The 15067-nt window shown below is 38.7% G+C and carries 14 protein-coding genes and 1 other annotated feature (1 of these 15 cut by a window edge); of the genes, 10 read left to right on the top strand and 4 right to left on the bottom strand.

Going from position 1 to position 15067, the window contains the following annotated elements; all coding sequences use genetic code 11:
* Positions 1 to 99: 99 nt before the first annotated feature.
* Positions 100 to 1056, bottom strand: a complete 957-nt coding sequence (gene corA / locus ACQKMV_RS16785) for a magnesium/cobalt transporter CorA (RefSeq protein WP_427505296.1) — start codon at positions 1054 to 1056, stop codon at positions 100 to 102.
* Positions 1057 to 1128: 72 nt separating this feature from the next.
* Positions 1129 to 1812 carry a class I SAM-dependent methyltransferase gene (locus ACQKMV_RS16780; RefSeq protein ID WP_427505295.1) on the bottom strand — a complete coding sequence of 228 codons (684 nt, stop codon included), beginning with the start codon at positions 1810 to 1812 and terminating at the stop codon, positions 1129 to 1131.
* Between the two features lie 122 nt (positions 1813 to 1934).
* Here ACQKMV_RS16780 and ACQKMV_RS16775 point away from each other — a divergent pair, with 122 nt between their 5' ends.
* The 8 genes from ACQKMV_RS16775 (at position 1935) to ispD (ending at position 10794) form a co-directional block, all read left to right on the top strand.
* Positions 1935 to 2240, top strand: coding sequence for a DUF4870 domain-containing protein (locus ACQKMV_RS16775; protein WP_427505293.1), 306 nt, complete (start codon positions 1935 to 1937; stop codon positions 2238 to 2240).
* Positions 2241 to 2442: 202 nt separating this feature from the next.
* Positions 2443 to 2913 (top strand): CtsR family transcriptional regulator, encoded by a 471-nt coding sequence (locus ACQKMV_RS16770; protein WP_427505292.1) that lies wholly within the window; start codon positions 2443 to 2445, stop codon positions 2911 to 2913.
* Positions 2914 to 2927: 14 nt separating this feature from the next.
* Positions 2928 to 3476, top strand: coding sequence for a UvrB/UvrC motif-containing protein (locus ACQKMV_RS16765; RefSeq protein WP_427505291.1), 549 nt, complete (start codon positions 2928 to 2930; stop codon positions 3474 to 3476).
* On the top strand, positions 3473 to 4582 hold the full coding sequence (locus ACQKMV_RS16760; RefSeq protein ID WP_427505289.1) for a protein arginine kinase: 1110 nt from the start codon (positions 3473 to 3475) through the stop codon (positions 4580 to 4582). The genes ACQKMV_RS16765 and ACQKMV_RS16760 overlap by 4 nt, the downstream gene beginning before the upstream one ends.
* Complete coding sequence (locus ACQKMV_RS16755) at positions 4572 to 7016, top strand: ATP-dependent Clp protease ATP-binding subunit (protein ID WP_427505287.1); 2445 nt, start codon at positions 4572 to 4574, stop codon at positions 7014 to 7016. Before ACQKMV_RS16760 ends, ACQKMV_RS16755 begins: the two co-directional genes overlap by 11 nt.
* 277 nt (positions 7017 to 7293) lie before the next feature.
* Positions 7294 to 8670, top strand: coding sequence for a DNA repair protein RadA (gene radA / locus ACQKMV_RS16750; protein ID WP_427505285.1), 1377 nt, complete (start codon positions 7294 to 7296; stop codon positions 8668 to 8670).
* A 330-nt stretch (positions 8671 to 9000) separates the two neighbouring features.
* Positions 9001 to 10086, top strand: a complete 1086-nt coding sequence (locus ACQKMV_RS16745) for a PIN/TRAM domain-containing protein (protein WP_427505284.1) — start codon at positions 9001 to 9003, stop codon at positions 10084 to 10086.
* A 12-nt stretch (positions 10087 to 10098) separates the two neighbouring features.
* A complete protein-coding gene (gene ispD / locus ACQKMV_RS16740; protein WP_427505389.1) occupies positions 10099 to 10794 on the top strand; it encodes a 2-C-methyl-D-erythritol 4-phosphate cytidylyltransferase in 696 nt (231 codons plus the stop codon).
* Positions 10795 to 10985: 191 nt separating this feature from the next.
* Here ispD and ACQKMV_RS16735 read toward each other — a convergent pair whose 3' ends face one another.
* Both ACQKMV_RS16735 and ACQKMV_RS16730 read right to left on the bottom strand, forming a co-directional pair.
* Positions 10986 to 11789, bottom strand: a complete 804-nt coding sequence (locus ACQKMV_RS16735; RefSeq protein ID WP_427505282.1) for a hypothetical protein — start codon at positions 11787 to 11789, stop codon at positions 10986 to 10988.
* A 292-nt stretch (positions 11790 to 12081) separates the two neighbouring features.
* Positions 12082 to 12645 (bottom strand): SWIM zinc finger family protein, encoded by a 564-nt coding sequence (locus ACQKMV_RS16730; protein WP_427505281.1) that lies wholly within the window; start codon positions 12643 to 12645, stop codon positions 12082 to 12084.
* A 282-nt stretch (positions 12646 to 12927) separates the two neighbouring features.
* Here ACQKMV_RS16730 and ispF point away from each other — a divergent pair, with 282 nt between their 5' ends.
* Both ispF and gltX read left to right on the top strand, forming a co-directional pair.
* The gene (gene ispF, locus ACQKMV_RS16725) at positions 12928 to 13404 is read left to right on the top strand and encodes a 2-C-methyl-D-erythritol 2,4-cyclodiphosphate synthase (RefSeq protein WP_427505280.1); all 477 of its coding nucleotides are present in this window, start codon (positions 12928 to 12930) and stop codon (positions 13402 to 13404) included.
* A gap of 91 nt (positions 13405 to 13495) precedes the next feature.
* Complete coding sequence (gene gltX, locus ACQKMV_RS16720; RefSeq protein ID WP_427505278.1) at positions 13496 to 14956, top strand: glutamate--tRNA ligase; 1461 nt, start codon at positions 13496 to 13498, stop codon at positions 14954 to 14956.
* 50 nt (positions 14957 to 15006) lie between these two features.
* Positions 15007 to 15067 (top strand) — a binding site (T-box leader) (it continues 157 nt past the right edge of the window).

Genomic DNA, 15067 nt, shown 5'->3' with positions numbered 1-15067 from the left:
ATGTCTAAGGTGCCTTTAGCTTGCTTTCCGCGAGCTTGTCTACGATCTCCTCGTCATTTGTGCCGTTGATCCCCAAGGAATTGTTATAGCAATAAATTATCACTTAAATAAATTAAACCAGCCTTTAAGTTTAAAGATTCCCAGCATAAATAAAGCGATAAGAATCATAATTCCGAGTATGATGAAGTAGCTATATTTCCCATGTAGCTCTGGCATATTGTCAAAATTCATTCCATACACACCGGCGATAAACGTTAGAGGAATAAAGATTGTCGAAACAATTGTTAAGGTCATCATGATGCCGTTCATGCGACTAGAGCTCATCGCCATATAGCTATCACGCATATCAGCAGTGAGCTCACGGTTGGATTCAATCATTTCGGTCAGTTTAAGAAGATGATCGTAAATATCTCCGAAATAAGCTCGTTCTGATTTCTTAAGTGAAAATCGGTAAGAGTTAAGGATACGATATAATAAATCACGCATTGGTAAAATGGTGCGTCGTAGATCAAGCAAATCACTACGGAATTCAAACACAATTTTCATAGCATTGGGGTTACTTTGATAGGTAAGCTCATCTTCAAGTGCATTTAAATGATCTTCAATCTTATAGACAAGTGGGAAATAGCTATCAACGATTTTATCGATTACCTGGTATGTTAAATATATTGTGCCACGTTCCCAATTTTTTGGCTGCTTTTCTAACATCATTTGTACTCGATCTATTTCTGGTGCTACGTTTTTATGGAATGTAACAATAAATTTATTAGAAACAAAAATATTTACTTCCTCAGCTGTTAGTTCTTCGTTAACTCTTTGGATAACAAAGAAATGGAAATCATCATAAAAATCGAGCTTTGGCCGCTGTAAACGCATTAAACAATCTTCTATAGCGAGTGGATGGAAATGAAAAAATGTATCTAAAAGTAGTTCTTCCTCATAGGTCGGACAATTAAAATCGACCCAGTACCATTCAAATTCGTTTTTGTGTATATCTTCAAGCGGAAAATCTTTTATAAGCTTTTGGTCTTTTGTAATACCGATTGTACGTATCACAGCATTCACCTCAATCCTGTAATTCTATCCTAACAGATGTATTTATCTTCTCAAGAAATAACGCTCTAAATTTTATACGCTCTCTCTATAGCATATCCAGCCGCCAAATAAAGTAGTGGCAAAGAATCTAGATGGTTTTGTAAAGCCAGCCTGCTGTAAGAGTGATAAAATATCCTCTTCAAGCATAAATGAAAGAGAACGAATGGATTTCTCCATTTCCGCTACGTCTGATGGTGATAGCTTTGTATGCTGTAGCCAATAAGCACGCCATAAATCAAATTGTAGCTCAGTTTCTAAGGAACCAGGCTGCCCGTATTTTGAGACGAGCACAAATGGAGCACCAGGCTTTAAATTATTTGCTATTTTTTTTAATGTTTCAAGCTTCTCTTGAGTATCTTGTATAAAATGAAGCACTAGTACGCAGCTTGCTGCATCAAACTTCACTGAAGGTAGCTTAGTTTCCAGTATAGTTCCTTGATATAAAGAAATATTATTAGGTAGAGATTTTAAACGTTCGCCAGCTATTTGTAGCATCGCCTCTGATGGATCGATACCAACAAATGACCAATGAGGTCTTTTCTCTGCAAGTTGTAAAATTTCATTACCGCTTCCAGAGCCAACTACTAAAAATTCAGCTTTCTCATGTAATGTAGATTGATAAAAGGTTTGTGTTAAACGTAGCATTGCATCGTAGCTTGGTAGCGTACGACGAATACCTTTTTCATATTCGTTTGCAAGTGTGTTATTAAATTCCATCAAGTATCACATGCCTTTCAAAAATTTTATAAATCCAATTTATATTTGAAACTATTTAAGGTATGGTGCCGTAAATAATAGTACATAAAATAAAGAAAAATTAAATGGAAGGGTTGATATAAGTGGAAACTAAATGGTCTAAGGTAATCATACACGCAAGTGCGTTTTTTGCGCCATGGGTAGTACCAATTATATTTTTCTTAATTAGTTCGGATGAAGAAATAAAAGCTATTTCCGTTCAAGCGTTACTGTTCCAAGTTGTGATGTGGGTTTTAGTTGGAATTTCAAGTGTTTTAAGTTTTTTATTAATTGGCATACCGTTTTTAATAATTTTCGGGATCATGTTATTTGTTGTACCAATTATCGGTATTGTGAAGGCTTTATCTGATGAGCCTTGGCGTTATCCAATTGTTGGTCGCTGGGTATAATTTTTATAGACGCAAGTATATGCTAGTTGCATATGCTTGCGTTTTTTCTATTGCTGAAAAGGGTATCTTATAACTAAGGATAGGCGCATTAATTTTTCTGTGGGCGAAATAATTGCAATTATTTTCAAGCGTTTTGTATAATATACTCAAAGAAAGTCAAAGATAGTCAAAGTCAGTGAAGTAAGCGAGGTGAATTCCTAAAATGCGTAATATATCAGACATCATAGAAGGCTACTTAAAACAAGTACTTGAATTAGGTGGAGAAGGGCATATTGAAATAAAACGTAGTGAAATCGCGGATAAATTTCAATGTGTACCCTCACAAATAAATTATGTAATTAATACAAGATTTACGGCCGAACGAGGTTACCTTGTTGAAAGCAAACGTGGTGGTGGTGGATACATTCGAATTTTACGTGTCCGCGCGAATTCACAAATTGATCTAATCGATGATGTCCTCAGGCAAATAGAAAGTGGGGCATCGCAAACAATGGCAGAAGATTTAGTTTATCGATTAATTGATGAGCAGGTAATTTCAAAGCGAGAAGCGAAATTAATGTTAGCGGCAGTTGATCGCTCAACTATCGATTTGCAACTCCCGTTACGAGATAAAATTCGAGCCAAAATTTTACGAGCGATGCTAACAACGATTAAATATGAACAGCAAAAATAAAAGAGGTGATGGAAATGATTTGCGAACATTGTAAGCAGCGTAATGCGACAGTTACCGTAACACAAGTTCAAAGTGGTCAAAAGGTGGAGCACCATTATTGTGACGTCTGCGCCTCGCAGTTCCATCCATTTCATGCTGAATTTAAGCAAGAGCCAATATCTATTCAACAGCTATTATCCAATTGGTTTGGCTCACCTTCATGGCAGCAACAAAAAGTGGGTGAAAAACAGCAGTCGCAACCACAAACTCAAACATGTCCACAATGTGGATTTACGTATAAACGGTTTTTAAAAGAAGGTAAATTTGGATGCCCTATCTGCTATGACACCTTTAGCGAACACTTACCGAAGCTCTTTAACCGTATACAGGCTGGTCCTCAGCATATAGGGAAAGTGCCCGGTGCTCAAAGTAATGTCTATGTCATCAAAAAGCAAATTGAAGATATTCGTAAACGTATGAGGGTTGCTGTAGATGAAGAGCAATTTGAAGAGGCAGCTAAGCTTCGTGATGAAGTGAAGGAACTTGAGAAGCAGCTACAATTCGAAGGTGGTGATGTGTCGTGATGATTGAAGGGTTTTTAGAGCGTGCTACACCAATATGGATGAGTATGGAGGACGATTATTCAGATATTGTCATTAGTACGCGCATCCGCCTTGCTCGAAATTTAGATGGTTATCGTTTTCCATTAGCCTTTACAGAGGATGAGGCATTACAGGTGGAACAGGCAGTTACACATGCAATAAAGGATAGTACAGAACTTCAAGAAAATTACTCATATTTTGCTATAAAGGATTTAACACCTTTACAGCGTCAAATACTTGTAGAAAAACATTTAATTAGTCCTCAACTTGCAAAAAAAGAGCAAGTTGGCTCCATGCTTTTATCTGATGACGAATCAACTAGCATTATGGTGAACGAAGAAGATCATTTACGCATTCAATGTATGACAGCGAGTTTTCAACTTCAAAAGGCATACGAGCAGGCCAATAAAATTGATCGTACCTTAGATAAAGCTTTGCCTTATGCATTTCGAGATACATTTGGTTATTTAACAAGTTGTCCAACAAATATTGGTACGGGTTTACGAGCGTCTGTCATGATGCACCTGCCAGCCCTTACACTTACTGGTCAGATGAATCAAATCATTAATGCAATGACGCGATTAGGAATGACTGTAAGGGGAATATATGGAGAGGGTAGCGAAAATACGGGTAATGTTTACCAAGTTTCAAATCAGATTACACTAGGGAAAACAGAGGACGATATTTTAGCTGACATCCAAAGTGTCGCTGAAAAAATAATTCAAAAAGAACGGCATGCAAGAGGCAAGCTAATGGAAAAAGCAGAGCTTGCTTTAGAGGACCGCGTATACCGTGCTTTAGGTACTTTAACACATGCTCGAATTTTAACGAGTGAGGAAGCAGCTACCTGTCTATCCAATGTTCGTTTGGGGGTAGATTTACAGTTAATTGAAGGTATTAAAGCGACCAAATTAAACGAATGTGTAGTCAGTATGCAACCTGGATTTTTACAGCATTATGCAGGGGACGTTTTGCCACCTGCTGAGAGAGATCGCGTACGAGCTGAGATGCTTCGTGATGCATTATATCGAGAAAATATGAGTAAGCCAATTATTAGGGGAAAAGGAGAGGATTCATTTGATGTTTAATCGTTTTACACAACGCGCGCAAAAGGTATTACAGCTTGCACAAGAAGAGGCAATTCGCTGGAAACACGAATCAATTGGAACAGAGCATATTCTATTAGGCCTTATCCGTGAAGGTGGCGGTATTGCTGCAAAGGCATTAGAAGCCATTGATATTAGTCCTCAAATGATTGAAGCAGGTATTGAAGAGCTTGTAGGGAAAGGTAAAGAGGATGTTGGTCCAATTGTTCACTACACACCGCGAGCTAAAAAAGTAATAGAACTATCAGTCGATGAATCACGCAAATTAGGTCATTCCTATATTGGAACAGAGCATTTACTATTAGCGCTTATTCGTGAAGGTGAAGGTATAGCGGCCCGTGTATTAAATAATGCTGGTGTCGGATTAAATAAGGCTCGTCAGCAAGTGCTATTGCTATTAGGCAATAACGATAATGCTCAATCTGGTCAACAAGCTGCACAAGCTGCCAATACCCCAACATTAGATAGCCTTGCGCGTGATTTAACGCAAATTGCTCGTGAAGGCACTTTAGATCCGGTCATTGGTCGAAGCAAGGAAATTACACGTGTGATCGAGGTTCTATCTCGCCGTACAAAAAATAACCCTGTATTAATTGGGGAGCCAGGTGTCGGTAAAACAGCTATTGCTGAAGGTTTAGCACAGCAAATTATTAATAATGAAGTGCCAGAAATTCTTCGCGATAAACGTGTCATGACACTTGATATGGGGACAGTTGTTGCTGGAACAAAATATCGTGGTGAATTTGAGGATCGCTTGAAAAAAGTAATGGATGAAATTCGCCAAGCAGGCAATGTTATTTTATTTATCGATGAATTGCATACATTGATCGGTGCAGGCGGTGCAGAAGGTGCCATTGATGCGTCAAATATTTTAAAACCATCTTTAGCACGTGGCGAGCTTCAATGTATTGGTGCGACAACACTAGATGAGTATCGCAAATATATTGAGAAGGATGCGGCATTAGAGCGCCGTTTCCAACCGATTCAAGTTGATGAGCCAACTGTAGAAGAAGCGATTCAAATTATTCAAGGCTTACGTGATCGTTATGAAGCACATCACCGTGTGAAAATCACAGATGAAGCAATTGAAGCGGCAGCAAAAATGAGTGACCGATATATTTCTGATCGCTTCTTACCAGATAAGGCGATCGACTTAATCGATGAAGCGGGTTCTAAAGTGCGCTTACGTTCATTCGCAGTGCCACCAAACTTAAAAGCACTTGAAGATAAGCTTGAAAATGTACGCTCTGAAAAGAATGCAGCCGTCTCAGGTCAAGAATTTGAAAAGGCAGCGTCATTAAGAGATACAGAGCAAAAGCTAAAAGATGAAATTGAAACTACAAGAAAAAATTGGAAGGAAGAACAGGGTAAAGCCGAATCAAAAGTTACAGTGGATGATGTAGCAGCGGTAGTATCTATGTGGACTGGAATTCCAGTATCAAAAATTGCTTCTGAAGAATCTTCTAAGCTATTACAGCTTGAAGAAGAGCTACACAAACGAGTTGTAGGTCAAGGAGAGGCGGTAGAGGCAATTTCTCGCGCAATTCGTCGTGCAAGAGCTGGCTTGAAAGATCCGAAAAGACCAATTGGTTCATTTATTTTCTTAGGCCCAACAGGGGTTGGTAAAACAGAGCTTGCTAGAGCATTAGCTGAGGTTATGTTTGGCGATGAGGACGCAATGATTCGCGTTGATATGTCTGAGTACATGGAAAAACATTCGACTTCACGTTTAGTTGGTTCACCTCCAGGCTATGTAGGCTTTGATGATGGTGGTCAACTAACAGAAAAGGTTCGTCGTAAACCATATTCTGTAGTATTACTAGATGAAATTGAGAAGGCTCATCCAGATGTTTTCAATATCTTACTTCAAGTACTCGAAGATGGCCGTTTAACAGATTCTAAAGGTCGAGTGGTGGATTTCCGCAACACAGTTGTTATCATGACATCAAACGTTGGTGCGGATGCTTTAAAATATCGTAAAAACCTTGGTTTCAATGTAGGTAGTACTGATACGAAGTATAAAGATATGAAGGGTACAATGCTCGAGGAATTGAAAAAAGCATTCCGCCCAGAGTTCTTAAACCGTATCGATGAAATGATCGTCTTCCACTCACTAGAAAAAGAACATTTAAAAGAAATCGTAGCGATGATGGCGAATGCTTTAACAAAACGTCTGAAAGAGCAGGACATTTCGTTAGAGTTAACGGATTCAGCTCTAGAGAAAATTGCAGAGGAAGGCTATGATCCTCAATATGGTGCCCGCCCACTACGTCGTTCATTACAAAAACAAGTAGAAGACCGTTTATCGGAAGAACTGCTGAAAGGCAATGTAGAGAAGGGCAATCAAGTTATCATTGATTACGTAAATGATGAGTTTGTTGTGAAGAAAAAAGAGGAAGTTTCTACTTCTAAATAATCTTCATTAGTGGGGTGCTTCTGCATTCCCTACGAATTATTAGTCTTCACCACTTGGGCTTTTACGGGCAGTTAATCTCTTTGCTTTAGCTGAAATTTAACTTCTTTCAGCAAATGTCTATTGTAGCGAAAGCGAAGCCTCAGCTACAAATGTCTTTGGTATAGATAAATTTCTTCTAGATTAATGTTTATTTGAAAAGGACAGCAAGGCTATAGTGCCAAGCTGTCCTTTTTTATGTACAATAAATATAAGAACAAATATTCGAGGTGGATGAAATTTGGCAAAGAAAAAAACAAAATTTGTATGCTCAAGCTGTGGCTATGAATCCGCAAAATGGATGGGAAGATGTCCAGGGTGTGGAGAATGGAATAAGATGGTTGAAGAAGTGGAGGTCGTTGCGAAAGGGCCACGTGGGGCATTCCAACATTCTGCTACTGTTACCCAAAAGGCTCTCCCTATTATGCAGATTGAAGCTGCTGAGGAGTCGCGAGTTGCAACAGAAATGGGTGAACTTAACCGAGTGTTAGGTGGAGGTATCGTACCAGGTTCTCTTGTGTTAATTGGGGGGGATCCTGGAATTGGGAAGTCGACGTTATTATTACAAGTATCCGCGTTGCTTTCGAATAAGGGACATCGTGTGCTCTATATTTCTGGGGAGGAATCCATCCGTCAAACAAAGCTACGTGCAGAACGTTTAGGGGTAATATCACAGGAGCTTTATATATATTCTGAGACGAATTTAGAGTTTTTAAATCAGACCATTGACGATGTACAGCCAAAGTTTGTTATTGTCGATTCTATTCAAACTGTTTTTCATCCGGAGGTAACGAGTGCACCTGGTAGTGTATCACAAGTGCGTGAATGTACAGCGGAACTTATGCGAATTGCAAAAACAAAGGGAATTGCAATTTTTTTAGTGGGACATGTAACAAAAGAAGGGCAAATTGCTGGGCCACGTATTTTGGAGCATATGGTTGATACGGTATTGTATTTTGAAGGAGAACGACATCATAATCACCGTATTTTACGCAGCCAAAAAAACCGCTTCGGCTCTACGAATGAAATTGCTATCTTTGAAATGCTTCAGGGGGGCTTAAAGGAAGTGTTAAATCCGTCTGAGTTGTTCTTACAGGAACGTTCACAGGGAGCGGCAGGGTCAACGATCGTGGCTTCAATGGAAGGTACACGGCCAATTCTAGTTGAAATTCAGTCGCTTGTTACACCAACAAGCTTTAATTATCCCAAACGAATGGCAACAGGTGTCGACCAAAATCGTGTACAACTGCTTATGGCCGTCCTTGAAAAGAGAATGGGTCTGATGCTACAAGCACAGGATGCATATATTAAAGTTGCTGGCGGCGTGAAGCTTGATGAGCCTGCAATTGATTTGGCTGTGTTGACAAGCATTGTTTCAAGTTTTAAGGATCAAGCTGTCAGAGCAACGGATTGCTTTATTGGGGAAGTAGGTTTGACAGGCGAGGTGCGTCGAGTATCTCGTATTGAACAACGTGTAATTGAGGCAGCAAAGCTCGGATTTAAACGGGCCTTCATACCGGCCTCGAATATCGGTGGATGGGATTTCCCACAAGGTATTGAGATAGTTGGTGTAGAAACAATAAAGGATGCATTGAATGCTTGCTTTAGAGAACTATAAAGAAGCTTGTGCATGTTGGACAATGTTCTGACATGCACTTTTAACTTCTTTCAGCGGGTGTCCAGGCATAACAAGGGTAGTGATTTTTGAAATTCCTAGATAGAAGGTAGGAAACTCAAAGAGGGGAAATGGCGTCTAAGATAACGTCTGTGAAAAGAATTGTTCAATGTCTTGAGCAAATTTTAATGTGAAGGATTTCAGTAATTGATTTTCCCTCTTTCATCAGACGTGAAATGACCAATCAAAAGAACGATACTTTGATGGGTTCATAAAAGATTTTCTACAGTAAACTATGTATAATTATATATTAAGAATTGGAGGTGACAGTTGATGAAAAAATTTGTTCAAATTGCTTTTTTACTGATTGGAGGAGCATTAGGCCTTGTTTTCTTACCGCCATTATACGAATTGCTTCATTTATCATCTAATCCTTGGCTGGATAATCCTTACGTATCAGTAGCTTTAGGAGCGCTTTTACTGTTTACATTATCGTTTGCCTTTTCAGATTATTTTGTAAAGCTCATTAGCTGGATGGAAGAGGTGCTAATTAAAGTACCTGTCGGGGATTTATTATTTGGTACACTTGGACTTATTATCGGACTAATCGTTGCTTATTTTCTAGGCTTTGCAATTGATAGTATAGATTTACCGAAATTTACAAAGGTTTTACCAATAATACTGTCATTTGTGCTTGGCTATTTAGGATTCCGTGTAGGTTTTAAAAAGCGAGATGAATTAATCCAGCTATTTACATTACGTGGTAACAATACAAAGAAAAAATTACCAGAAGGTGTAGAACCTCAAGATGTACGAGGAAGCTATAAACTGTTAGATACTAGTGTTATTATTGATGGTCGTATTGCAGATATTTCTGAAACGGGCTTTATAGAAGGTACACTAGTTGTACCTCAATTTGTCCTTACTGAGCTCCAGCATATTGCTGATTCTTCGGATACATTAAAGCGAACAAGAGGTCGTCGTGGCTTAGATATTTTAAAAAAATTACAAGATGAACGTATGACGAAGGTTGAGATTACTGAAGAGGACTTTGAGGATGTTCAGGAGGTTGACTTAAAACTAGTGCGCCTTGCAAAGAAAAGGGGCAACGATACACAAATTGTTACGAACGACTTTAACCTAAACAAAGTTTGTGAGCTCCACCACGTTAAAGTGCTAAACATCAATGATTTAGCAAATGCAGTAAAGCCTGTCGTTATTCCAGGTGAAGATATGCAAGTGATGGTCATTAAAGATGGGAAAGAGCACAATCAAGGGGTTGCTTATTTAGATGATGGCACAATGATTGTTGTTGAAGGTGGACGTAGCTATATAGGACAGGCAATTACGGTAACGGTAACAAGTGTTCTCCAAACATCAGCAGGTCGTATGATTTTTGCTAAACCAAAGGATGACTAGGAAGTGGGAAATGTGCAATATGAAGTAGTGTTGCCTGCTGCGGGAAGCGGAAAGCGAATGGGTGCAGGACAAAATAAGTTGTTTTTAAATCTTTTAGAACAACCGATCCTCATACACACACTGGAGGTGTTCGAACAGGATAGCCAGTGTACGGGTATTTGGCTTGCAGTGAAGCCAGAAGAGCGTGTATTTATTCAAGAAATGCTAGAGAGGTATGGAATTACTAAAGTTAAAGGTTTACCTGATGGTGGTGCAGAACGACAGCATTCCGTCCATTCGTGCATGAAAGAAATGAAGCAGGTTGATATTGTGCTTGTGCATGATGCTGCGCGTCCATTTATTACTCATGACATTATTGCGAATCTTGTACAAAGTGCGCATGACTTTGGCGCAGCGATTGCTGGTGTTCGTGCAAAGGATACGATGAAAAAAGTACGTAATGGTGTTATTGAAGAGACGATTGATCGAGATAGCTTATGGATGATTCAAACCCCACAAGCATTTCAATTTGATTTGATTGTAGAGGCAGAGGATGTCGCTGAGAAGGTAGGCTTCCTTGGCACCGATGAAGCAATGCTAGTTGAACGTCTCGGCCATGAGGTGCATATCGTAGAAAGCAGCTACGAAAATGTCAAGATGACGACGCAAGAGGATTTAGTCTTCGGTGAAGCGATATTACGTAAACGTGCTTTGAATGCGAGTAGTTGAAGTGAGACAATAGGTAGCGGCTAAAGTAGCTATACAAAATCCCGTAATGAAGTGCACTATAACTTCTTTACGGGATTTTATTATAAGCTTAAAGTAGATTTTTTCTCTTCTGCTGATTAACTATAGCTATTTTAGCAATGTTTTTAAATGCCTCATTTTCTTTAAGCAACTCTTTTTGCGGAGAAAATTTACTATTTCATAATACTCTTTAATTCCTCTATAAAAGCAGGGCGTTTTGGGTAAGTTTGTAGTAAATCAGCAATCAATCGTTCGGCTTCTACGGCATAGCCAGCGTTTCGCATCACATTGATAGAACGACAGATACTTTTATATTTTTTTCGATTAGTGGAAGATTGAGCATCGATAGCGATGGCGTCAATGAAGAGAGCACAAACTTCTTCATAGTACTGCTCTTTAATGTATTGATGATAGTGCTCTATTTGTGATGGTTTTTCTTTACAATAGTCCAGAATACGTTTAGTCTGTTGTTCCTCTACGATAATTCTTACATATAAGTGGGAATTTGCAAGGCTCTTTAATAATTCTTCTAGAACTTCTGGCCATTGTTCAGTAGAGTGAAGGGCTTTGAATTCCTTGTAATAATCATATTCCCCCTTTTGTAATAGCTCTAAAGCTAATTCACGCATTTCTTCTGTATGTCCTAAATGTTGATGAGCTATAAAGGCATAGCGCTTCCACATGTTCGCAATTCCAGGAGGTTGCTGGTCTTGCTGGAGTCCATCCGCTGTTAATTGTAATACTTTTTCATATTCCCCTCGGTTAATGGCAAATTTAATAATTTGTTCACGCATATGGTAGTCCTCAATATGCTTCTCCAAAAATGCCTCTACTTCCTTACTGCTGTATTTGTTCTGTAATAAGTGAAGTTCGATCTGTTTTAACTCTGTATTTAAATATTGTGCATTCCAACCATCTGATGTACTTTCCATTGAATGAATAAGGGTTTTAAACTGTTCCTCAATCGCATCATACAAACAAAGAGGAACACAGGCGTGGAGCATATGAATTCGACAATCTACCCAGTCATCTAACTCGTGTTGCATTGCTTTTTGAATAACGAGTTCATATACTGTTTCATACTGCTTTTTTGACCAAAGTATTGCCCCTTCTTCAATCGCTTGACTAATTAATTCAAGACTTTCATTAATGGCATCACCGAAGTAACCATCGGAGTCATCACCATATTGTAGTGCCTCTAATGTATATTGGAGGCACAGAAAGCTAAGCTCAATTGCCGTAATATTATCCTCTTTGTCGATATGCTCCTCAGCGTGCTGAAGTGTTGCGAAGACACCTTTTAGTGCTCTCGATGCTCGATTGCGTGGGATGAAACCGCTTCGCCCCTCTTGCCCAATTTTTAGATTTTGGACAATTATTTTTTTTAGCGGCCATTACTATATCTGTTGGCTCCATTAGTCGCATTTCTAATTCTTGCAAAAAATTAGGGGAGTTCTTCCCAACCGTTAGAATTAGGTTTATTAAATTCTCTTTTGTTTGTGTTGCTAGCAATTGCTGTAATGTTGATTTTTTTGTTTTAGATGATCTAGATACTGATACAGGAGGATTGTTAAACTGCTCCTGGATTGCGTATAGAACAGCGACAATATGCTTGCAATCATCATCGTAAGGGCAGTCGCAATTCGCATATGTAATATCGCCATTTGATTTGATGGCGACATCTACAGTATACGGTTCAGTTCCTTCAACCTCTGCCCGCCAATTGCTATTGTCAATTTGCATAATATCAATAACATGATTATTCACATAATAATCGTACCCACGCTGTACAATTACTTTTTTAAACTGCTTTTCAAAAGTATTGATGTTCATTTCAACGCCGCCTTATCGCATTAGTAAGGCAAGCATAACAAAAAATGTGAGGGAGATGGGAGTCCGAATATTATATAGCTTTGTCGAGACACTCATTTCCTAGGAAATATGTTAAAATGTGAGGGTATAATATAAAGTAAATATAAGAGTGAAGGAAGGTGAATGAGACTGCCTTATAAGCTGAATAGAAGCTTTTTAAGTCTGCATATTTTTTGAAGTAAATGAGCTTCAGTTGGTGGATTTTCCTACTTTATTTATCTTATTAGACAGTCTCAAAATCATATGTTTCGAGTAGGACAAGGATTTGACGTACATGCATTTGAAGAAGGGCGTCCATTAATTATTGGAGGTATAACAATTCCTCATGAAAAAGGATTAGTAGGGCATTCGGACGCAGATGTTTTATTACACACTGTAACAGATGCAGCGTTAGGAGCTATTGGTGAGGGAGATATCGGTCGTCATTTCCCAGATACAGATCCCGCGTTCAAGGATGCTGATTCAGCAAAATTATTAGAGCATATTTGGAAGATTGTTGAGGATAAGGGCTATGTTTTAGGTAATGTGGATTGTACGATTATGGCACAACGTCCGAAAATGGCACCGTATATTGAACGAATGCAAAATCGTATTGCTGAATTGCTTCATGCTGAGCCTTCTCAAGTGAATGTTAAAGCAACAACAACTGAGCGTTTAGGTTTCACAGGTCGCGAGGAAGGGATTGCTGCGATGGCGACAATCCTATTAATTAAGAAGTAAAAGCAGACTCTCTTCGCTTTTATTTCCTGTAACAGAGTGGTAAAATGAACAAAGTCAATTTTTTGATCGAAAATTTAGGAGGCTTTTAATTATGGCGAAAGAAGTTCGTGTTCGTTACGCGCCATCCCCAACTGGTTTCTTACATATCGGTGGAGCGCGTACAGCATTATTTAACTATTTATATGCAAAACATCATAATGGTAAATTCATCGTACGTATTGAGGATACAGATATCGAGCGTAATGTAGAAGGCGGAGAAGCATCTCAGCTAGATAACTTAAAATGGTTAGGTATTGAATATGATGAGTCAATCGATATCGGTGGACCATATGCACCTTATCGTCAGATGGAGCGTCTTGATATTTATAAAGAGCACGCTGAAAAGCTATTAGAGCAAGGTTTAGCTTACAAATGCTTCTGTTCTTCTGAAAAATTAGAAGCGTCTCGTGAAGAACAAAAAGCACGAGGTGTAGCAGCTCCAACTTATGATGGTACTTGTCGTCATTTATCAGCAGAGGAAGTTGCAGCTAAAGAAGCTGCTGGTGAAGCATATACAATTCGTATGAGCGTACCTGAAAATGTAACTTATGAGTTTGAGGATTTAGTACGTGGACAAGTAGCATTTGAGTCAAAGGATATTGGTGACTGGGTACTTGTTAAAGCAAACGGTATCCCGACGTATAACTATGCAGTAGTGCTAGATGATCACTTTATGGAAATTTCACATGTATTCCGTGGTGAAGAGCATTTATCAAATACACCAAAACAAATGATGATTTTTGATGCATTCGGCTGGGAATATCCACGCTTTGGTCATATGACATTAATCATTAATGAAAACCGTAAGAAATTATCAAAACGTGATGAATCAATTATTCAATTCGTAACACAATATAAAGATTTAGGATACCTACCTGAAGCGATGTTCAACTTCTTCGCATTACTTGGCTGGTCTCCTGAAGGGGAAGAAGAGATTTTCTCAAAAGAAGAATTTATTAAAATCTTTGATGAAAAACGTCTTTCAAAATCACCATCGATGTTCGATAAACAAAAGCTTACTTGGATGAATAACCAATACATTAAAAAACTATCTTTAGAAGAAGTAGTGGCGTTATCTTTACCACACTTACAAAAAGCAGGCTTATTACCAGAAGAGCTAACAGCAGAAGAACGTGCATGGGCAACTGATTTAATCGCACTTTATCATGATCAAATGAGCTTTGGTGCTGAAATTGTAGATCTATCTAGCCTATTCTTTAACGATCATATTGAATATGATGAAGAAGCAAAAGCAGTTTTAGCGGGTGAGCAGGTACCTGAAGTAATGGCTGCATTTAAAACACAGCTTGAAGTTTTAGAGGAATTTACTCCTGACGCTGTCAAAGCAGCTATTAAAGCTGTTCAAAAAGAAACAGGTCATAAAGGTAAAAATTTATTCATGCCAATCCGCGTCGTAACGACGGGTGAAACGCATGGTCCAGAGCTTCCTAACGCTATTTGCTTAATTGGCAAACAGAAAACAATTGATCGTGTAGAAAAATTTGCGCAATAAGTAGAAATTGATTGACAATTTATTAGTTCGTTGTAAAATGTACTTACATTGAGAAAGCGTTGATAAGGAGAAGTAAGTGAAGCATGCTCCAAAGAGAGGACCATCACCGGC

The organism is Lysinibacillus sp. NPDC094403 (assembly GCF_050278745.1).
Classification (GTDB): Bacteria; Bacillota; Bacilli; order Bacillales_A; family Planococcaceae; genus Lysinibacillus.
The sequence above is the reverse complement of the archived record's forward strand: the minus strand, read 5'-3'. Positions and strand labels throughout refer to the sequence as shown.

Coding starts and splice junctions, on each gene's coding strand:
- ACQKMV_RS16780 (WP_427505295.1), bottom strand. CDS start 1,812: ATGGAATTTAATAACACACTTGCAAACGAATATGAAAAAGGTATTCGT.
- ACQKMV_RS16770 (WP_427505292.1), top strand. CDS start 2,443: ATGCGTAATATATCAGACATCATAGAAGGCTACTTAAAACAAGTACTT.
- ACQKMV_RS16765 (WP_427505291.1), top strand. CDS start 2,928: ATGATTTGCGAACATTGTAAGCAGCGTAATGCGACAGTTACCGTAACA.
- ACQKMV_RS16745 (WP_427505284.1), top strand. CDS start 9,001: ATGAAAAAATTTGTTCAAATTGCTTTTTTACTGATTGGAGGAGCATTA.
- ACQKMV_RS16730 (WP_427505281.1), bottom strand. CDS start 12,645: ATGAACATCAATACTTTTGAAAAGCAGTTTAAAAAAGTAATTGTACAG.
- ispF (WP_427505280.1), top strand. CDS start 12,928: ATGTTTCGAGTAGGACAAGGATTTGACGTACATGCATTTGAAGAAGGG.
- gltX (WP_427505278.1), top strand. CDS start 13,496: ATGGCGAAAGAAGTTCGTGTTCGTTACGCGCCATCCCCAACTGGTTTC.